This window comes from Mycolicibacterium novocastrense, assembly GCF_001570485.1.
GTDB classification, from domain to species: Bacteria; Actinomycetota; Actinomycetes; order Mycobacteriales; family Mycobacteriaceae; genus Mycobacterium; species Mycobacterium novocastrense.
In genome coordinates this window covers 12,577-31,351 of the sequence record NZ_BCTA01000051.1, presented here as the reverse complement: position 1 = coordinate 31,351, position 18,775 = coordinate 12,577, and the positions used below count along the sequence as shown (strand labels likewise).

21 protein-coding genes are annotated in these 18,775 nt (G+C 68.7%); 8 read left to right on the top strand and 13 right to left on the bottom strand.

The annotated features are described in order from the left end of the window. Positions 1 to 2: 2 nt before the first annotated feature. Together RMCN_RS18880 and RMCN_RS18875 are read left to right on the top strand one after the other, a co-directional pair. Positions 3 to 2,480, top strand: a complete 2,478-nt coding sequence (locus tag RMCN_RS18880) for a phosphoketolase family protein (protein WP_067392469.1) — start codon at positions 3 to 5, stop codon at positions 2,478 to 2,480. A gap of 11 nt (positions 2,481 to 2,491) precedes the next feature. After that, positions 2,492 to 3,253 carry a CPBP family intramembrane glutamic endopeptidase gene (locus RMCN_RS18875; RefSeq protein ID WP_067392369.1) on the top strand — a complete coding sequence of 254 codons (762 nt, stop codon included), beginning with the start codon at positions 2,492 to 2,494 and terminating at the stop codon, positions 3,251 to 3,253. A gap of 2 nt (positions 3,254 to 3,255) precedes the next feature. Here RMCN_RS18875 and RMCN_RS18870 read toward each other — a convergent pair whose 3' ends face one another. Further along, positions 3,256 to 3,834, bottom strand: a complete 579-nt coding sequence (locus RMCN_RS18870) for a CGNR zinc finger domain-containing protein (protein WP_067392366.1) — start codon at positions 3,832 to 3,834, stop codon at positions 3,256 to 3,258. Positions 3,835 to 3,939: 105 nt separating this feature from the next. Here RMCN_RS18870 and RMCN_RS18865 point away from each other — a divergent pair, with 105 nt between their 5' ends. Continuing rightward, positions 3,940 to 4,416: a hypothetical protein gene (locus RMCN_RS18865; RefSeq protein ID WP_110765881.1), complete on the top strand. Its 477-nt coding sequence runs from the start codon at positions 3,940 to 3,942 to the stop codon at positions 4,414 to 4,416. On the opposite strand, the gene RMCN_RS18860 is transcribed toward RMCN_RS18865, so the two are convergent. Beyond that, positions 4,413 to 5,429, bottom strand: coding sequence for a zinc-binding alcohol dehydrogenase family protein (locus RMCN_RS18860; RefSeq protein ID WP_084377575.1), 1,017 nt, complete (start codon positions 5,427 to 5,429; stop codon positions 4,413 to 4,415). The two genes, RMCN_RS18865 and RMCN_RS18860, sit on opposite strands and share 4 nt — an antisense overlap. A 272-nt stretch (positions 5,430 to 5,701) precedes the next feature. Here RMCN_RS18860 and RMCN_RS18855 point away from each other — a divergent pair, with 272 nt between their 5' ends. Further along, a complete protein-coding gene (locus tag RMCN_RS18855) occupies positions 5,702 to 5,947 on the top strand; it encodes a CDGP domain-containing protein (protein ID WP_067392460.1) in 246 nt (81 codons plus the stop codon). A gap of 74 nt (positions 5,948 to 6,021) precedes the next feature. On the opposite strand, the gene RMCN_RS18850 is transcribed toward RMCN_RS18855, so the two are convergent. The 3 genes from RMCN_RS18850 to RMCN_RS18840 all read right to left on the bottom strand — a co-directional run bounded on the left by RMCN_RS18850 (position 6,022) and on the right by RMCN_RS18840 (position 9,187). After that, on the bottom strand, positions 6,022 to 7,125 hold the full coding sequence (locus RMCN_RS18850; RefSeq protein ID WP_067392364.1) for an APA family fibronectin-binding glycoprotein: 1,104 nt from the start codon (positions 7,123 to 7,125) through the stop codon (positions 6,022 to 6,024). A 209-nt stretch (positions 7,126 to 7,334) separates the two neighbouring features. Next, the gene (locus RMCN_RS32115; protein WP_067392457.1) at positions 7,335 to 8,387 is read right to left on the bottom strand and encodes a sulfate/molybdate ABC transporter ATP-binding protein; all 1,053 of its coding nucleotides are present in this window, start codon (positions 8,385 to 8,387) and stop codon (positions 7,335 to 7,337) included. Beyond that, the gene (locus RMCN_RS18840) at positions 8,384 to 9,187 is read right to left on the bottom strand and encodes an ABC transporter permease (RefSeq protein WP_067392361.1); all 804 of its coding nucleotides are present in this window, start codon (positions 9,185 to 9,187) and stop codon (positions 8,384 to 8,386) included. The genes RMCN_RS32115 and RMCN_RS18840 overlap by 4 nt, the downstream gene beginning before the upstream one ends. A gap of 137 nt (positions 9,188 to 9,324) precedes the next feature. Between RMCN_RS18840 and RMCN_RS18835 the strand changes: the two genes are divergently transcribed. The 3 genes from RMCN_RS18835 to RMCN_RS18825 all read left to right on the top strand — a co-directional run bounded on the left by RMCN_RS18835 (position 9,325) and on the right by RMCN_RS18825 (position 12,477). After that, on the top strand, positions 9,325 to 9,996 hold the full coding sequence (locus tag RMCN_RS18835) for an SDR family oxidoreductase (protein ID WP_064415220.1): 672 nt from the start codon (positions 9,325 to 9,327) through the stop codon (positions 9,994 to 9,996). Positions 9,997 to 10,061: 65 nt separating this feature from the next. Next, complete coding sequence (locus RMCN_RS18830; RefSeq protein WP_067392359.1) at positions 10,062 to 10,991, top strand: LLM class F420-dependent oxidoreductase; 930 nt, start codon at positions 10,062 to 10,064, stop codon at positions 10,989 to 10,991. 112 nt (positions 10,992 to 11,103) lie between these two features. Then, positions 11,104 to 12,477 carry a type II NADH:quinone oxidoreductase Ndh gene (locus RMCN_RS18825; protein WP_064346378.1) on the top strand — a complete coding sequence of 458 codons (1,374 nt, stop codon included), beginning with the start codon at positions 11,104 to 11,106 and terminating at the stop codon, positions 12,475 to 12,477. Here the strand turns inward: RMCN_RS18825 and RMCN_RS18820 are convergent. Genes RMCN_RS18820 through RMCN_RS18790 form a run of 7 tightly spaced genes read right to left on the bottom strand, consistent with a single transcriptional unit; the run spans position 12,474 to position 17,282 of the window. Further along, the gene (locus RMCN_RS18820) at positions 12,474 to 13,100 is read right to left on the bottom strand and encodes an urease accessory protein UreD (RefSeq protein ID WP_067392356.1); all 627 of its coding nucleotides are present in this window, start codon (positions 13,098 to 13,100) and stop codon (positions 12,474 to 12,476) included. The two genes, RMCN_RS18825 and RMCN_RS18820, sit on opposite strands and share 4 nt — an antisense overlap. After that, a complete protein-coding gene (gene ureG / locus RMCN_RS18815) occupies positions 13,100 to 13,774 on the bottom strand; it encodes an urease accessory protein UreG (protein ID WP_067392353.1) in 675 nt (224 codons plus the stop codon). Before ureG ends, RMCN_RS18820 begins: the two co-directional genes overlap by 1 nt. Before the next feature lie 24 nt (positions 13,775 to 13,798). Further along, positions 13,799 to 14,434: an urease accessory protein UreF gene (locus tag RMCN_RS18810; RefSeq protein WP_064415224.1), complete on the bottom strand. Its 636-nt coding sequence runs from the start codon at positions 14,432 to 14,434 to the stop codon at positions 13,799 to 13,801. Positions 14,435 to 14,439: 5 nt separating this feature from the next. Beyond that, entirely contained in the window at positions 14,440 to 16,173 is a 1,734-nt protein-coding gene (locus tag RMCN_RS18805) for an urease subunit alpha (RefSeq protein WP_064415225.1), read from the bottom strand. A 28-nt stretch (positions 16,174 to 16,201) separates the two neighbouring features. Next, positions 16,202 to 16,516: an urease subunit beta gene (locus RMCN_RS18800; RefSeq protein ID WP_064415248.1), complete on the bottom strand. Its 315-nt coding sequence runs from the start codon at positions 16,514 to 16,516 to the stop codon at positions 16,202 to 16,204. An 8-nt stretch (positions 16,517 to 16,524) separates the two neighbouring features. Next, positions 16,525 to 16,827 carry an urease subunit gamma gene (locus RMCN_RS18795; protein WP_064415226.1) on the bottom strand — a complete coding sequence of 101 codons (303 nt, stop codon included), beginning with the start codon at positions 16,825 to 16,827 and terminating at the stop codon, positions 16,525 to 16,527. Positions 16,828 to 16,877: 50 nt separating this feature from the next. Then, on the bottom strand, positions 16,878 to 17,282 hold the full coding sequence (locus tag RMCN_RS18790) for a PaaI family thioesterase (protein WP_064415227.1): 405 nt from the start codon (positions 17,280 to 17,282) through the stop codon (positions 16,878 to 16,880). A 62-nt stretch (positions 17,283 to 17,344) separates the two neighbouring features. On the opposite strand from RMCN_RS18790, the gene RMCN_RS18785 reads away from it, so the two are divergent. Then, positions 17,345 to 17,737: a rhodanese-like domain-containing protein gene (locus RMCN_RS18785; protein ID WP_067392351.1), complete on the top strand. Its 393-nt coding sequence runs from the start codon at positions 17,345 to 17,347 to the stop codon at positions 17,735 to 17,737. A gap of 154 nt (positions 17,738 to 17,891) precedes the next feature. Here the strand turns inward: RMCN_RS18785 and RMCN_RS18780 are convergent, their stop codons facing one another. After that, positions 17,892 to 18,668 carry an iron reductase gene (locus RMCN_RS18780; RefSeq protein ID WP_067392350.1) on the bottom strand — a complete coding sequence of 259 codons (777 nt, stop codon included), beginning with the start codon at positions 18,666 to 18,668 and terminating at the stop codon, positions 17,892 to 17,894. Positions 18,669 to 18,775 lie beyond the last annotated feature (107 nt).

Sequence of the window (18,775 nt, the reverse complement as noted above, 5' to 3'; positions counted from 1 at the left end):
AGATGACTGCCGAGGCCCTGTCCCCAACGCTGTCCGCCGATGAACTCGACCTGATCGACGCCTACTGGCGCGCCGCCAACTATCTGTCCGTCGGCCAGATCTATCTGCTGGACAATCCGCTGCTGCGCGAGCCGCTGGCGCCGGAGCACGTCAAGCCCCGACTGCTCGGCCACTGGGGCACCACACCGGGGCTCAATCTCGTCTACGCGCACCTGAACCGCGTCATCCGTGACCGCGACGTCGACGCCATCTACATCACCGGCCCGGGGCACGGTGGGCCGGGCCTGGTCGCCAACGCATATCTCGAAGGCACCTACAGCGAGGTGTACTCGGCCATCTCCGAAGACACCGACGGGATGCGAAAACTGTTCCGCCAGTTCTCCTTTCCCGGGGGTATCCCCAGCCACGTCGCCGCCGAGACCCCCGGTTCGATCCATGAGGGCGGTGAGTTGGGGTACGCGCTGGTGCACGCCTACGGCGCCGCGTTCGACAACCCGGACCTGGTGGTGGCCTGTGTCATCGGCGACGGCGAGGCCGAGACCGGCCCGCTGGCGGCGAGTTGGCATTCGAACAAGTTCCTCAACCCGGTCACCGACGGTGCGGTGCTGCCCATCCTGCACCTGAACAGCTACAAGATCGCCAACCCCACGGTCCTCGCGCGGATTCCGCAGGAAGAGCTCGAGTCGCTGATGTTCGGCTACGGTTACCGGCCCATCACGGTGGCGGGGGACGATCCGGCCAACGTGCATCAGCAACTGGCGACCGCCCTCGACGAGGCCTTCGACCAGATCGCCGCGATCCAGCGCGCCGCTCGCCTCGACGGTGAGCAGGGCAGGCCCGTGGCACGACGATCAAGCGGCGAGGAACCAGCCGCGTCGAGGAGTGAGACCTTCCGGCCCGTGTGGCCGATGCTGGTGTTGAGGACACCGAAGGGCTGGACCGGCCCCCGGGAGGTCGACGGCAAGAAGGTCGAGGGCACGTGGCGGTCCCATCAGGTTCCGTTGTCGGGCACCCACACCAACCCCGAGCACCGTGCCCAGCTCGAGGAGTGGCTGCGCAGCTACCGACCCGAGGAACTGTTCGACGACGACGGCGCGCTACGACCCGAGTTGCGCGCGATCGCCCCGCGCGGACAGCGGCGGATGAGCGCCAACCCGCACGCCAACGGCGGCCTGCTGCTCAGGGATCTGGACCTGCCGCCGTTCACCGACTACGCGGTCCCGGTCGACCAGCCCGCCTCGGAATCGGCCGAGGCGACCCGGGTGCTCGGGACCTTTCTGCGCGACGTCATCGCGCGTAATACCGACCGGTTCCGGTTGATGGGTCCCGACGAGACCGCATCCAACCGGCTGTCGGCGACCCTGGAGGTGACCGACAAGGCGTGGCTCGCCGAGGTCACCCCCGACGACGAGAACCTCGGTCCGGAGGGCCGGGTGATGGAGGTGCTGTCCGAACACCTCTGCCAGGGCTGGCTCGAGGGTTACCTGTTGACGGGCCGACACGGGCTGTTCAACTGTTACGAGGCGTTCATCCACATCGTCGACTCGATGCTCAACCAGCACGCCAAGTGGCTCAACAGCAGTCGGGAGCTGTCCTGGCGGGCGCCGATCGCGTCACTGAATTACCTTCTGACATCTCATGTTTGGCGGCAAGACCACAACGGCGCCTCGCACCAGGATCCCGGTTTCATCGACCACGTCGCCAACAAGCGACCGGAGGTCGTGCGGGTGTACCTGCCGCCCGACGCCAACACGCTGCTGTCGGTGGCCGACCACTGCCTGCGCAGCCGCCACTACGTCAACGTGATCGTCGCCGGTAAGCAGCCGGCGCTGAACTACCTGGACATGGATTCGGCGATCGCGCACTGCACCCGAGGCCTGGGGATCTGGGAGTGGGCGAGCAACACGACCGGGGAGCCCGACGTCGTGCTCGCGTGCGCCGGCGACATCCCGACCCTGGAAACGCTTGCGGCCGCCGACATCCTGCGCCGGCGGCTGCCCGAGCTGAAGGTGCGGGTGGTCAACGTCGTCGACATCATGCGGCTACAACCGGAGTCCGAGCACCCGCACGGCCTGTCCGATCGCGAGTTCGACTCGATCTTCACCACGGACAAGCCGATCATCTTCGCCTACCACGGCTATCCCTGGCTGATCCACCGGCTGACCTACCGGCACGCCAACCACGCCCAGCTACATGTGCGCGGCTTCAAGGAACGCGGTACCACGACAACCCCGTTCGACATGGTGATGCTCAACGACCTGGACCGGTTCCACCTGGTCATGGACGTGATCGACCGCGTCGACGGGCTGGGCAGCAGCGTGGCCGGGCTGCGTCAGGAGATGGCCGATGCCCGGCTCGCCGCCCGGCGCTACACCCGGGAGCACGGCGAGGACGATCCGGCGATCTCGGGGTGGACGTGGGACCCGGATTACCAGGCGCCGTCGCTGTCGCAGGACACCCTCAGCGAACACGACCGGTAAACTGGATTTTCGTGTCCGACCAAGCCGCCCTAGCCGAGCGCCCGCATCCGCTGGTCGAACAGCTTTCCGCGCTGCACCACTTCCGCACGTACGTCGACATCGCGGTGGTTGTGGTGGTGTTGGCGCTGACGAACCTGATCGCGCACTTCACCACCCCGTGGGCCAGTGTGGCGACGGTCCCGGCGGCGGCGCTGCTGCTGGTGGCGCTGGTGCGCTCGCGCGGTCTGGGGTGGGCCGAACTGGGCCTGAGCCGCGAGCACTGGAAGTCAGGGACCGGTTACGCGCTGGGCGCCGTCGCGTTGGTGGTGTCGGTCATCGCGATCGGTGCGCTGCTGCCGTGGACGCGGCCGATGTTCATGAACAACAACTACGCCACGATCTCGGGCGCCCTCATCGCGTCGATGGTCATCATTCCGCTGCAGACCGTGATCCCCGAAGAACTGGCATTTCGCGGGGTGCTGCACGGAGCGCTCGACCGCGCCTGGGGCTGGCGTGGTGTCGCCGCGGCCGGCTCGTTGTTGTTCGGGCTCTGGCACATCGCCACCTCGCTGGGCCTGACCGCAAGCAACGTCGGATTCACCCGGATCTTCGGCGGGGGTGTGATGGGGACCGTTGCCGGTGTGACGTTGGCGGTGGTCGCCACTGGCTTCGCGGGCTTCGTTTTCACCTGGCTGCGGCGCCGCAGCGGCAGCCTGATCGCGCCGATCGCGCTGCACTGGTCGCTGAACGGGCTCGGCGCCCTGGCCGCCGCGTTGGTGTGGCACCTGAGCTGACGTCAGTGCGAGGCGCGCTTGCGGGCGCGGAACTCCCGATTCTTGAGTTTGTTACCGCAGGTCGCCATGCTGCACCAGGTTCCGCCGTGGTTGCGGGAGCGATCGTAGAACGCCCACAGGCACTCCTCGTTGGCGCACGCCTTCAACAGTGACCAGGTGCCGTCGCGCTGCGCGTCGTGAATCACCAGGAGGAGTCCGGTCAGGCGGTCGCGCAACGAGGTGCCCACCGCCGAGAGGCGTATCCGCCCCGAATCGTCGACCTCGGCACGTGCGGGGCCACCGGCTGCGGCCCGCAGCGGCGCCAACGCCGCCGCGCTGGGCGGCGGACCGCCGGCGTTGTGGACCAGCATCGCGCGCAGGGCCTCGCGCACGCCACGCAGCAGTTCGAGGTCGGCCTCCTCGACACCCACTCCGGGAGCCAGTAGTCCCCTGTCTTGCAGCCACGGCTGCGCGTCGTCCGGGTCAGCCAAACGGTCCGGGCCCGACGGCAACTCCGCCGTGTTGACCAGGCTTTGGACCAGCGCGAGACGCGGTGGCGCCGGTTTTGTCTCCTGGTCGCCGAGCCACCGCGTGCGAGTCATATAGAGAGGCTAGCTTTCGATGACCGGTATTTCAATTTGACCGGTCATGCATGACCGTTATAAAGTTTTCGATGGTCACACATCCGATCGTCATCGAGGACTGATATGTCGGACAACGCGAAGCCGCACACCCTGCTGCCGCCGTCGGCGGGCATAGGAAGCGAGCGCGGGGCCCCGTCTCGGCGGGCGCGGATGGTGGCGCGGCTGAGAGCGAACAAGTTCGACCGGATGGCGGCCGTCGGCGGCGTCGCACCCCAGAGCGACGCGTACGCCGCGCACTGCGCCCGGCTGATGTCCACCGCCGAGCGTGAGGCGGTGGCCAGGGCACTGCGGCGGATCGTGCGAGATGCCCGCGGGCACGGCCCGCTGATGTCCTCACGGGTGCCGTTGCACGTACCGAACATCGCCGCCGCCGAGGACGTGATCGACGAGATAACGCTGCGGCTGCACTCTCCCCGGCCGGTCGGGGCGCGAGGTATGGCGCGGCTTCGCATACTGCTGGCGGACGGGGCAGGACCCGTATACCGGTACGGCCGCGGGGATCTCGTGGGTCGGCTCGGCGCCGCGATGGCCGAGCTCTAGACGACCAGCACGGCGGCCCCCGATACCCGGCCGGAGGCTAGATCGCTCAGCGCGGCGTCGGCCCGATCGAGCGGGTATGGCGGGCTGGTCACCTCGATGTGGTGTTCGCCGGCGAAAGCCAGGAAGGCTCGGGCGTCGGCGCGAGTGTTGGCGGTGACCGACCGGACCTGACGCTCTTGGAAGAGGTGACGTTGGTAGTTCAGCACCGGGATGTCGGAGAGGTGAATCCCCGCGATCGCAAGCGTGCCACCGCGATCGAGCGCTTCGAGTGCCGGCAGGACGAGCTCTCCGACGGGTGCGAACAGGATCGCGGAATCGAGGTCGACGGGCGGACGCTCATCCGCGCCCTGGGCCGACGCCGCCCCCAGGCTCAGTGCGAGCTCACGCGCGGCCTCCCCGCGCGTCATGACGTGAACCTCGGCGCCCTGCGCGACGGCCACCTGGGTGGTCAGGTGCGCGCTGCCGCCGAAGCCGTATATGCCCAACCGGCCGCCCGACGGTAGGTCCGCGCGAAGCAGCGCGCGATAGCCGATGATTCCGGCGCACAACAGCGGCGCCAGCTCGGTGTCGGAGTAGCCCGCGGGCAGCTGATGCGCGTATGCCGCTGGGACCGTGGCGAATTCGGCGTACCCGCCGTCGGCATCCCATCCCGTGTAACGCGATTCCGGGCACAGGTTCTCCTCACCCCTGACGCAGTACCGGCAGCGCCCGCACGTATGTCGCAGCCAGGCGATGCCGACGCGGTCACCGACCGAGAACTCCGTACCCGCGTCCTCCCCCACCTCGACGACCTCGCCGACCACCTCGTGGCCCGGTACGACCGCGGGCCGATGCACGGGTAGATCGCCTTCGGCGACGTGAAGATCGGTGCGGCACACGCCACATGCCCGCACCGCCACCGCAAGCTCGCCGGCGCCCGGGCGCGGAACCTCGACCCGCACGCGTTCCAATGGCCGCGTGGTCATCGGACCCGGGCGCTGCACCTGCCAGGCGGTCATGGTGGAGACATCCATCACCACATCGTCGCCCCACGCTGACCGGGCCACCACCCCGGGGCGTCTTCACTGACAGCGAACAACGCTAACGCCCGCGGCGGCGAAGCGGACAGACGTGGTGGGCGGGCACGTCGTCCCTGTACGTCGGCCCGATCACTTGTAGGGGAAATCCCGATTCCTCTGTGATAACAACGGCATAACCTGTAGATAACGACGAACCGTCCTACGGCTACGGCGAAGACTCAGTACCGGACCCGACGACCGGTACCGCGAAGGAGAGGGTGGAAGAGATGAAAACACTTGTTGCACTGGCGGTTGGAGCGTTGGCGGCCCGTGGCATCGCCTTCGCCGCTCCGGCCAACGCCGGATGTCAGGGCGGATGGACGCCGTGGGGCGGCGGCACGATATGCGACGGACCGGTGGGGGCCGACGGCAACTTCGAGCGGTGCCAAACCGCCGGCGCCATGGGATTCGGCGGCACGAACTGTTTCATCGTGAACGTTTCGAACGCCAACCCGCCGCGGGTCGGCCCCTGACAGGCGCGGCAGCGCAGAAGAATTCGAGAGCTTCCTCCACGGCTTGATGCCGTGGAGGAAGCTCTCGCTGTACGTCAGGCCGGGGGCGTCATCCCGGGCGCGTTCTCCGGCGCGACCGGGACGGGCTCGCCGACCGCGGGCCGCGGCGCAGGCGCGTTGGGGTCCGCGGGCGGAGGCGGCGGCGCGTTGGGATCGGCCGGCGGTGGAGGCGGTGCGTTGGGGTCCGCGGGCGGGGGTGCCGGCGCGTTGGGATCCGCGGGCGGGGCCGCAGGGGCCGCGGGTGGGGTGTAGGGCCGGATCGAATTGGCCAGCGTCACCGCTTCTTCCTTGGGCACAGGGTTGTTCGCGGTGCCGAGCCAGACCACGAACCACCGCTCAGGTGTGCGCTGACCGCGCGGCGTACCGGGTTCGACCGGGTTGCCCACCACGCCGGCCCAGATCTGGCCGTTGGGCTTGTTCGTGTCGGTGAACTTCACCTCGTAGTACGACGCGACGCCCGGCATGCCGTCGGCGTTGAGCTCGACGGTCTCCTGGTTGACCCGGGTGCCGGGGAACGGCATGAAGAACTCGCCCATGTCGGAGGACAACCGCTGTGCGGCTTTCGTGTTGTCCGTCTCGGCGCCCGCGAAGAGTTTGAGGTCGAGGCGGCCGAGCAGGATGCTGGTGTCGTTGGGTGGCTCGGCGCCTTCGGGGGCGTCCTTGGTCAGCAACACCTGGCCGTAGGAGAGCTGCGTCGAGTCCGCGACTTTCCACCCCGCGGGCACGACGTAGCTGAGGCCACCGGCGGCCGAGTCCACGCGGCCCGGGTCGCCGGGCGCCGGGGCCGGAGCGTTCGGATCGCCGGGCGCCGGGGCCGGTGCGTTCGGATCGCCGGGTGCGGGCGCCGCTGCGTTCGGATCCCCAGGGGCGGGGGCTGGCGCGCCGGGCGCGGGAGCAGGAGCGGGCGCACCCGGTGCCGGAGCGGGTGCCGGCGCCCCTGGTGCCGGAGGCGGCGGAGGACCTTGCAGGAAGGTGTTCCCCGTCGGCGGCGGCGGGGGCGGCGGAGGCGTCGGCTCGGGCTGCGCCTGGGCCACCGTCGGGAGCGCGAGCGCTATGGCCGTTGCCCCGGTCGCCGCCGCAACCGCCAAAGTCCTGGAGAGCCCCCTGCGCGGGGCTGAAAACGCATCCGGCTGATCCATGGAAAAGAAACTACCGTGTTACCGCCGTGACGCAAGTGTGAATTGCTCAAAATGAGGATAAATAAGACATAGCTGAGAAGACGATAAGCGCTGATAGCAGTGACACCACGATTTGCTGACACAGCACAGTACCCGCGCGTGGCGCGGGATGGACGAACCGCTGTCGCTGCCGGTGACTCGCTTGTTTTTCGCAGCCGCTCCGGTAACCGTTACTGGGCCGGATGAAGCGTGACCTCCTGTGCCTTCACTGCGAAGAACACCCGTTCCCCGGGGGCGAGCCTCAACTCGGTCGCGGAATCCGCGGTGATGTCGGCCGCGAGCCCCGGGCTGCCGTCGGGCTGCTCCTCGGCCCGGACCCGAATAGCGGTTCCGCGGCCGTCGAGTTCAGCGACGGTGACTTCGACGGTGTTACGGGGGCTGCCGTGCGGCCGGTCCCGGTACACCGCAACCGCTGCAGGGTGAAACAGGGCGACCGCCGGCCCTGCGGTCGCGGTATCCGGCGCCGGGCTCGCATGCCATGCCGCGCCCCACCGGGTGGTGAGCACACCGTGGCCGTCCGCCGTCCCGCGAACAAGGTTGACCCCGGCCAACCGGGCGCCGAAATCGCTCCGCGGGGCAGCCAACACCGTTGCAGCAGAACCTATTTCGGCGATACGACCGGATTCGAGCACCAGCACCCGATCGGCGAGGGTGACCACGTCGAGCACGTCGTGGGTCACCATCACCGCGGACCGACCGTCGCGTGTGAGCACGTCGCGCAGCACCTTGCGCATCGCGGCGGCGGCCGCGACGTCGAGCCCGGCCAACGGCTCGTCGAGCAACAGCACGTCGGGTTCGGCGGCCAACGCCCGTGCCAGCGCGACCCGTTGCGCCTGTCCCCCGGACAGCTGACGCGGCCTGCGGTCGGCCAGGCCGGTCGCGTCGACCTGCGCGAGCCAATGCTCGGGACGCCTGCTTGCGGGTGCGAAGGCGACGTTGGCGGCGACGTCGAGATGCGGAAACAGCAGCGGATCCTGCATCAGGAGCCCGACGCGGCGGTCGTGGGTCGCCACATGGACACCCGCTTCGGTGTCCGAGAGCACCCGGGGGCCCACCCGCACGAGACCGTCGTCGGGCCGTACCAGTCCGGCGATGACATGCAGAATCGTCGACTTGCCCGCACCGTTGGGGCCGAGTACGGCCAGCACTTCGCCGGCGCCGACGTCGAACGCGACGTCGACGCCGCGCTGTTCGACGACCGCGCGCACGCTGACGCCGGTCACGCCGCGCTCCACGCGCTGTCACCGCGCAACCGTCGAGTGCCCAACCCCAGCACCACCACGGCCGCCACCACCACCAGCAGGAGCGACAACGCCACCGCGGCGTCGGGGTCGCTCTCCCGCTGCAGGTAGATCTCCAGCGGAAGTGTGCGGGTAACACCCTCGCGTGAGCCGGCGAACGTGAGCGTCGCGCCGAACTCGCCGAGGGATCGGGCGAACGCCAGCACCGCGCCGGAGACCAGGCCGGGCGTCAGCAGCGGAAGCGTGACGCGCCACCACACCCGGGACGGGCGGGCACCGAGCGTGGCGGCCACCGTCTCGTAGCCGGTCCCGGCCGTACGCGCGGCCCCTTCGAGCGCGATCACCAGGAACGGCAGCGACACGAACGTCTGAGCAAGCACGACCGCCGTCGTCGTGAACGCGATCTGCACGCCCGCGGCGTCCAGATACTGGCCGATCAGACCGAGGCGGCCGAATGCGTACAGCAGCGCGATCCCCCCGACCACCGGGGGCAGCACGAGCGGCAACAGGATCAGGGGTCGCGCGGCCCGGACCACCCGGCTGTCGCTGCGCGCGAGGACCAGCGCCATCGGAACGCCGAATATCAGACACAGCACCGTGCTCGCGGTCGCCGTACGCAGGCTCAGCAGCAGCGCGTTCACCGAGGACTCGCTGCTGATCAGCTGCAGGATGTTCGGCCAGTCGACCCTGGCCGCGATCGCGGCGAGCGGCACCGCGACGAACAGCGCGCCGACCGCCGCGGGCAGATACAGCCAGCGCGGAAGACCAGCCGGGTTACTCAACCCGCCCCGCCTCGCACCTCACAGGCCAAACCCTATGGGACATGCGCCTGCGCGCCGGTTTCGTGCTGTAGCTACTGTCCAGTAACATTTGGAGGATCGCTGCGTTCAGCGTCGAACACGACAGGGAGGTCCTCGCGATGGAGGTGCTCGTCACCGCAGGTGACACCGATCTGGGCCGCACGATCGCCGAAGGCTTCCGCGACGCCGGTCACCGCGTCGTGATCGTGGGCGCCCGCCGCGACGAACTCGAAGTCGCCGCCAAGGAACTCGACGTCGACGCGATCGTGCTCGACAACACCGATCCCGACAGCCTGGAAGCGGCCCGACAGCAGTTTCCGCACCACCTCGACACGATCGTCAACGTGCCCGCCCCCGGGTGGGACGGCGGCGATCCCCGCACTTATTCGCTGTCCGACCTGGCCAGGGCGTGGCGTGCGGCGCTGGACTCGACGGTCGTGTCGGCCGTGCTGACGGTGCAGATCCTCGGCGACCATCTGCGATCGGGCGGTTCGATCGTCAACGTGGTCCCCGAGAACCCGGCCGTCGGCAGCGCGGACGCGGCGGTCAAGGCTGCGCTCGCCGACTGGACCGCCGGTCAGGCCGAGTACTTCGGCACGCGCGGCATCACCGTCAATGCGGTGGCCTCGGGCCGAAGCGCCGAGCCCGGGTACGAGGGCCTGTCGCGCACACCTCCGCCGGTCGCCGACGAGATCGCGCGGCTCGCTTTGTTCCTCACCACGCCGGCCGCGCGCCACATCACCGGCCAGGTTCTGCATGTCAGCAAGGGCGCGCTCGCAAACTTCGGCTGATATTCCGCCTTTCGCCCGAAGCTAAACGGGGTGACCGCTCCGCTTAGGTGTGGTTACGTGCTCTCATGACCATCAAACTCGGGCTCCAGATCCCCAACTTCTCCTACGGCACGGGCGTGGCCGAGATCTTCCCCACTGTCATCGCGCAGGCGCAGGAGGCCGAGGCGGCCGGTTTCGACTCGGTCTTCGTGATGGACCACTTCTATCAATTGCCCGGACTCGGCACGCCGGACCAGCCCATGCTCGAGGCGTACACGGCGCTGGGCGGTCTGGCGACGGCCACCGAGCGGGTTCAGCTGGGGACCCTCGTGACCGGCAACACCTACCGCAATCCGACGCTGCTGGCCAAGGCGATCACCACACTGGACGTGATGAGCCAGGGACGCGCCATCCTCGGCATCGGCACCGGTTGGTACGAGCTCGAACACGACAGCCTCGGATACGAGTTCGGGACCTTCACCGACCGCTTCAACAAGCTCGGCGAGGCGTTGGAGATCATCCTGCCGATGCTGCGCGGCGAGCGCCCGACGGTCGAGGGCAAGTACTACCGCGCCAAAGAGGCCATGGCCGAACCGCGGTTCCGCGACCACATTCCGCTGATGATCGGTGGCAGCGGCGAGAAGAAGACGATCCCGCTGGCGGCCAGGCACTTCGACCACCTCAACATCATCGCGGGCTTCGACGAGCTGCCGCGCAAGATACAGGTGGTCAAGGAACGCTGCGAGGAGATCGGCCGCGACCCCGCGACGCTGGAGACCAGCATGCTCGTCGTCGCGATCATCGACGAGAACGTCACCGGCGACGTCATCCCGGACGACTTCAAACAGCAAGCGGTGTTCGGCGGTGCCGATCAGATCGCCGAGCAGATCAAGACCAAGGTCCTCGACGCCGGTGTCGACGGGGTGATCTTGAGCCCGGTGACGAGCCTCGACGGCTACCACCCCGGCCGTGTCACCGCGGTGGGCGAAGCGCTTCGACCGCTGCTCGGTGGGTGATCGCTGCACCGGGTGGGATATAACACAGCGAACCCGTTCACTGATCGGGTGTTCAGGCGACTACCGTTACGGGTAGTGAACTGCACGTGGAAGCACCGTCGAGGAGCCCAGAATGAGCCATCCCGGAGCCACTGCATCTGATCGGCACAAGGTCGTCATCATCGGGTCAGGGTTCGGCGGGCTGACCGCTGCCAAAAGGCTGAAGAGAGCCGACGTCGACGTCAAGTTGATCGCCAAGACCACCCACCATCTTTTCCAGCCGCTGCTGTACCAGGTGGCCACCGGCATCATCCCCTCCGGCGAGATCGCTCCCCCGACGCGGATGATCCTGCGCAAGCAGAAGAACTGTCAGGTGCTGCTCGGGGATGTCACCCACATCGACCTGGCCAACCAGACGGTCAAGTCGGAGCTGCTGGGCCACACCTACGTCACCCCCTACGACACGCTCATCGTCGCCGCCGGCGCCGGCCAGTCCTACTTCGGTAACGACCATTTCGCGGAGTGGGCACCGGGCATGAAGTCCATCGACGACGCGCTGGAGCTGCGGGCGCGCATCCTCAGCGCGTTCGAGCAGGCGGAGCGTTCCAGTGATCCGGCCCGGCGCGAGAAGCTGCTGACGTTCACGGTGGTCGGTGCGGGTCCGACCGGCGTCGAAATGGCCGGACAGATCGCCGAATTGGCGGACCACACCCTCAAAGGTGCGTTCCGCCATATCGATTCGACCACCGCGCGGGTGATCCTGCTCGACGCCGCGCCCGCGGTCTTGCCCCCGATGGGCGAAAAGCTCGGCAAGAAGGCGCAGGCCCGGCTGGAGAAGATGGGCGTCGACATCCAGCTCGGCGCCATGGTCACCGACGTCGACCGCAACGGCATCACCGTCAAGGACTCCGACGGCACGATCCGGCGTATCGAGTCCGCGACGAAGGTGTGGTCGGCCGGTGTGCAGGCCAGCCCGCTGGGCCGGGACCTCGCCGAGCAGTCCGAGGGCGAGGTCGACCGGGCCGGGCGCGTGCTGGTGAACCCGGACCTGACGCTGCCCGGCCATCCGAACGTGTTCGTGGTGGGCGATATGGCCCATGTGGAGGGCGTACCCGGGCAGGCGCAGGGCGCCATTCAGGGTGGACGGTATGCCGCCAACGCGATCAGGGCCGAGCTCAAGGGCGCCGACCCCACGCAGCGCGAACCGTTCCAATACTTCGACAAGGGTTCGATGGCCACGGTCTCGCGGTTCTCCGCGGTCGCCAAGATCGGCCCGCTGGAGTTCGGTGGCTTCATCGCGTGGCTGGCCTGGCTGGTGTTGCACCTCGTGTATCTGGTCGGCTTCCGGCGCAAGCTCACCACGCTGGTGTCGTGGACGGTGACGTTCCTGTCGACGCAGCGCGGCAACCTCACGATCACCGAGCAGCAGGCCTACGCCCGCACCCGAATCGAGGAGCTCGAGGAGATCGCGGCCGGCGTACGCGACACCGAGAAGGTCGCAGGCTAGAGTCGCGCGCCCTGCCACGTCGCAAGGCAGCCGCCCGCAGCCAGCGCCAGCGGTTCACCCGTGGTGTCGACGTCGGCGTCCGGGTAGCTCAGTTCGCTGATCGCCGCCATCGGCGCGCCGATCTCGTCGTCGGTGACCGATCCCCTGCCCAGCTCGATGCGGTGCCGCAGCAGTGGAGCGCCGTCGACGTCGGCGTGCAGCGATCCCGACCAGAACCCATCACGTTCATCGGATCTGCCGATCTGCACCCGCTCGCGGATCCTGACCCGTCCGCATGCGCCGAGATCGAGGCGGACCGAGCTGTGGTGGCGTGAGTCGGCGGCCACGATCGTGGGCTCCGGGTCGAGGTCCAGCAAGCCCGCCACATCGAGCTCCCAGATCGCATGGGATTCAGGGGTTTTCGTACCGGGCAGAGCCATGGTCGCGGCGGCGGTGCGTATCCGCAGCCGAGCGTCCGGTTCGACGACGACGCGGAAATGGAGCACGTCGCCACCCAACGGGGTCGCCGCCGCCGACACGAGATGGACCGTGTCGGGCCCGGTGAGCCGGGCAGCCAGACCGCCGGCGCATTCGATGCGCGGGCGGCGGTCCCGCCGCGCGACGATCAGGACCTCGGATCGCACTAGACGGGCACCCGGAGTTGGGCGCGCACCCAGTCCAGCACCGCGGAGGCCGCGGGGTCCTCGGTCAGCGAGATCATCACGAACGGGCGCTCACCGCGCACGGCCGTCGCGTCGCGCCGCATCACGTCGAGGTCGGCTCCGACCAGTGGGGCGAGGTCGGTCTTGTTGATCACAAACAGGTCTGAGTAGGTCACCCCGGGACCGCCCTTGCGGGGAACCTTGTCGCCGCCGGCCACATCGACGACGAAGATCTGGACATCGACCAGCCCTGAGGAGAACGTCGCCGTCAGGTTGTCTCCCCCGGATTCGACGAGGATGAGGTCCAGCCGGTCGTTTCCGGCGATGAGGTCGTCGATGGCGTCGAGGTTGGCGGTGATGTCGTCGCGGATCGCGGTGTGCGGGCAGCCGCCGGTCTGCACCGCGGCGATCCGCTCGTCGGGCAGCACGGCATGGCGCCGTAGGAAGTCCGCGTCCTCGGTGGTGTAGATGTCGTTGGTCAGCACGGCCAGCGACACCTCGTCGCGCAGCTGCCGGCACAACGCAGCGACCAGGGCGGTCTTACCCGAACCCACCGGACCGCCGACGCCGATGCGCAACGGCTCCCCGGGCTGTCGCGCGCGCTTGGGCCGCTCGAGATGGCGGTGTGGCTCGCCGTCGGTGAAATGCGGTGGCATGACGATCCTTTCGGGGGGCGCGGACTACGAGGCGAACAAGGGGCGCTCACGCCTGCTGTGACGCTGAGCCAGCACGTCGAGCACGGGATCGGACAGGTCGGCCAGTTCTTTTGCCGCCGAGGCCGCGGTGAGGTCACACAGCGTCGACAGCTCGAAGGTGAGCGCGGCGACGTCACCCGGATCGAGCGCGAGCAGGCGCTGCGCGGCCGTCGCGGAACCCGTCATCGTGGTGTAGACCACCGAGAGGGCGGTCTGCTGCGCAGTCAACCCCGCCGCGCGCCCGGCCCATCCTGCCGCGACCGCGAGGTGCGGGGTCGCGCCGAGTGCGCTCCAGTCTTCGTCGGGCCACACCCGGCGGGACAGCCGAACCAGGCCTCGCCCCTGGGCGCGCGACGCCTGGCGGGCGGCGGGCGCCGGTGTGCGGGCATCGGTTTCGTGGTCGGCCTGGGAGGGTCCGAGTGTCCCGGTGTGCACCGCGGCGGCCAATGATGCGGTGACGAGGCCCTGGGTTCGGATGCGTCGGCGCAGATACGCGCGCAGCGTGGTCACGTCGGCGACCAGTCCGCTGGTGACCGCCTCCTCGACGCCGCCGGAGTGCACGTGCCCGCCGGTCGGTAACCGCGAGTCGGCCAGTGCGAGGAGTGAGGTCAGATTCGTCATCGGGTTCAGAACAGGAAATATCGTTGTGCCATCGGCAATTCGGCCGCAGGTTGCTCCTGCCAGACGTCTCCGTCGATGCGAACGGTGAAGGTGTCGGGATCGACTTCGATGCGTGGCAGCGCGTCGTTGAGCGGCATATCGGCCTTACCGACGTTGCGAACATCCTTGACCGGCACGAGGCGGCGTTTCACATCGATGCGGTCGGCCAGTCCGTCGTCGACGGCCTGCTGAGAAACGAAGTGCACCGACGTGGCGGCGGCCGCCGACGGCGCCGCGCCGAACATGGGGCGCGGCAGCACCGGTTGCGGGGTCGGGATCGACGCGTTGGCGTCTCCCATTGCGGCCCAGGCGATCATGCCGCCCTTGAGCACTGCGTGCGGCCGCACACCGAAGAATGCGGGCTCCCACAGCACCAGATCGGCGAGCTTGCCCACCTCGATCGATCCGATCTCGGCGTCGAGGCCGTGCGCGATCGCCGGGCAGATCGTGTACTTGGCGACATAGCGTCGCGCGCGGTTGTTGTCGGCGGCCCTGGCCCCCGTGGTGTCGCCCTCCAGTGCGCCGCGTCTGCGTTTCATGACGTGCGCGGTCTGCCAGGTGCGGATGACCACTTCGCCGATGCGGCCCATCGCCTGGGCGTCGCTGCCGATCATCGAGATCGCCCCGATGTCGTGCAGCAGGTCCTCGGCGGCAATGGTCGACGGCCGGATGCGGCTCTCGGCGAACGCGAGATCCTCGGGGACGCTGGGGTTGAGGTGGTGGCACACCATCAGCATGTCGAGGTGCTCGTCGAGCGTGTTGACCGTGTGCGGCCGCGTCGGATTGGTCGAACTGGGCAGCACGTGCGGGTGTGCGGCGATGGTGATGATGTCGGGAGCGTGCCCGCCACCGGCGCCCTCGGTGTGGTAGGCGTGAATCGACCGGCCGGCGATCGCGCCGACGGTGTCCTCTACGAAGCCCGCCTCGTTGAGGGTGTCCGAATGCAGGGCGACCTGTACGCCCGACGCGTCGGCCACCGTGAGGCAGGCGTCGATCGCGGCGGGCGTGCTGCCCCAGTCTTCGTGCAGTTTGAATCCAGAAGCGCCCCCGCGCAATTGCTCCCACATGGCCTCGGCGCTGACCGTGTTGCCCTTGCCGAGCAGCGCGATGTTCATCGGCCAGGAGTCCAGCGACTCGAGCATGCGGGCCAGGTGCCATGCGCCGGGGGTGACGGTGGTGGCCTTACTGCCCTCTGCCGGGCCGGTACCGCCGCCGATCATCGTGGTGATGCCGCCGCCGAGCGCTTCGGCCATCGTCTGGGGGCAGATCAGGTGCACGTGGCAGTCGATGCCGCCGGCGGTGACGATCCGGCCGTTGCCCCCGATGACCTCGGTCGACGGCCCGACCACGAGGCCGGGATGGACGCCCGACATGATGTCGGGGTTGCCGGCCTTGCCGATCGCGCTGATGCGGCCATCACGAATGCCGATGTCGGCCTTGATGATTCCCCAGTAGTCCAGGATCGCCACGCCGGTGATGACGGTGTCGGGCGCCCCGTCGGCGCGTGTCGCACGTCCCTGCCCCATCGATTCGCGCAGCACCTTGCCCCCGCCGAAGACCGCCTCGTCCCCGGCGAGTTCGGGTCCGCCGCTGCGGTCCTCGGTGATCTCGATGAACAGGCCAGTGTCGGCCAGTCGGATCCGATCGCCGGTGGTCGGCCCGAACAGGGCGCCGTACCTGGCGCGTGGCAACCGGGTCATCGGGCTCCTCTGCTCTCGGCGGACGTGCTCATCGCGGGTCCAGCCGCCCGGGCGGGGACAGGTTCAACCCGTGCACTTCGCGCGAGCCTCCGAGCGGGACGAGCGAGACAGTCTGGGCGACACCGGGTTCGAACCGCACCGCGGTGCCCGCCGGGATGTCGAGCCGGTGGCCGTGCGCGGCCGCGCGGTCGAAGGACAGTGCGGCGTTGGCCTGCGGCAGATGGACGTGGCTGCCGACCTGTACCGGTCGGTCCCCGGTGTTGAGGACCTCCATCGCGAGCCGCTCGGCGCCCGCGTTGATCTCGATTTCGCCGTCCCCGTACAGGATTTCGCCGGGCACCATCGGTCCGGTCACGGAATCGGATGGTGGACGGTGACGAGCTTGGTGCCGTCGGGGAACGTCGCCTCGACCTGGACGTCCTCGAGCATTTCGGGTACGCCCTCCATGACGTCCTCGCGGCGCAGAACCTCGCGGCCACTGGCCATGAGCTCGGCGACCGTGCGGCCGTCGCGGGCGCCCTCGAGGAGGTGGTCGGTGATCAGCGCGACCGCTTCGGGGTGGTTGAGCTTCAAGCCACGGCCCTTCCGGCGCCGGGCGAGCTCGGCCGCGTAGGACATCAGCAGGCGGTCCTGCTCATGCGGGGATAAACGCATAGTGGGCGATATTGCCACGGAGCGCGGCGATCAGCAGCGCACGCGACCTGTTACTCCGCGGGCATGTTCTGCAGCCGCACCTGTCCGCGCGCGACGAGCCGGTCGTCGTCGTCGGTGACGGTGATCTGCCACAGCTGCTGACGCCGGCCGCGGTGGATCGGTGTGGACACCGCGGTGACGGTTCCCGAGGAGATGGCCCGCAGGAAGTCGGTGTTGTTGTTGACGCCGACGACGTTCCCGCCACCGTTGTCGGCGAGCCAGACCGCGGCGGACACGCTGGCCAGGCTCTCCACGATCGAGCAGTACACACCGCCGTGCACGATGCCGTACGGCTGCAGCAGCTTGTCCGTGACCGTCAGCTGTGCCCGGCCGCCGTCGGGACCGAGTTCGAGATAGGTCAGGCCGAGTTCGGTGTCGAAGCCCTTACCCAGGTCGGAAGGCAGGTCGGAAGTCACGGAACGTGTCTACACGCTGTCCGACGCCGTGACCGCGCCGGGTGCGCGGAGTTAGGTCAGCCATGGCCAAGACCGCGAAAGAACTCGTTGAAGCCGCCAATGCCGTGGTGCCGAAGATCTCCCACGACGAGGCGAAGGATCTGATCGCCAGGGGCGCGTTGGTCGTCGACGTCCGCGACGCCCCCGAACTGGACAAGAGCGGCAAGGTGGCGGGCGCCGTCCACGTCACCCGCGGCATGCTCGAGTTCCGTGCCGACCCGGAGTCGCCGTACCACGACCAGAACTTCTCCAAGGACAAGCCGGTGATCGTGTACTGCGCCTCCGGTGGGCGCTCGGCGCTCTCGGGTCAGGCGCTCAAGGAGCTCGGGTATCAGGAGGTGTACAACCTCGGAGCGTTCGGCGAGTGGGCCGACAGCGGTGGCGCCGTCGAACAGGCCGGCAGCGAAAACACCTGACGTATCTGGAAATCGGCACACATGCGGACGGGCCCCGCACCAATGGTGCGGGGCCCGTCCTCCGTGTGGACCGGGGGTCTCTGCAGCCCTCAGGACTCCGGCGCGGTCCGGTGGTTCGTGTCACTCTCTGGTCAAGAGCATAGGCAAGGCTTGCCTAATTAAGCAAGACCTTCCCCGGGGTTGACCGCGAGGTGCCGCGGACCGGAAGCCCGAAGCCGACGAGCGCATCGAGCACGGCCTGCCCGCGCCGCATGCTCGTCCACTCGCTGGATCCGGCAAGGAGCGGTACCTGGGTGGCGGCGCTGACGACCGCGCCGCCCACGACGTGCCACATCGAGGGGACCGACATCGCGCCCCCGCTGATGTCGGCCAGCTTGGCGTACAGCGGCGCCAGCGCACGGTGGCTGCGGTGCGCGACCCACGTCGTCAACGCCGCCTCGCTTGGCAGCGCCACGATGCCGTCGCGCGTCGAGCGTCCGGCGCGGTTTGCCCTGCAATTGAAGTACGGATCGTCGGGAAGGGCCCGCAGCGTCGGGTCGACGACGCCGACCCAGTCGATCGCACCTTCGGAGTCGACGTGCACCCACAGGTTCTCCAGACCGGTATCCCATGCGCGCCCTTCGAGTACGACCAGCGGTACGACGCGTCCGACGACCACGTGGGCGAGGGTGGCCGCCAACTGGTGCGCCACCGCCGCGCGGCTGTCGGTCTCCTCGGCGGCCAGATCGAACATCGTCTGCAGGCGGTCCGTGGTCAACGCATCGGCCAGCGGCCACCACCGCCGCCGGGACAGATCCCGCATCACCGCGACGCCGTAGACCCGTGGACACTCGGGGTAGAGCTCACGGAGCCGCCGACTCGACTCATGCAGCGGCAGCGTCCGGTGGATCGCCATGCTCGCGATGAGCGGATCGTCGACCAATACCGTCATAGGGCCTCCCATATTCAAGTTAGGTAAGGCTTACTATAGCCAGGCGCGTCACGACGACCAGACCCTGTGACTGCTTTCACACCATCCCTCGAAAGGGCGGTGACCAC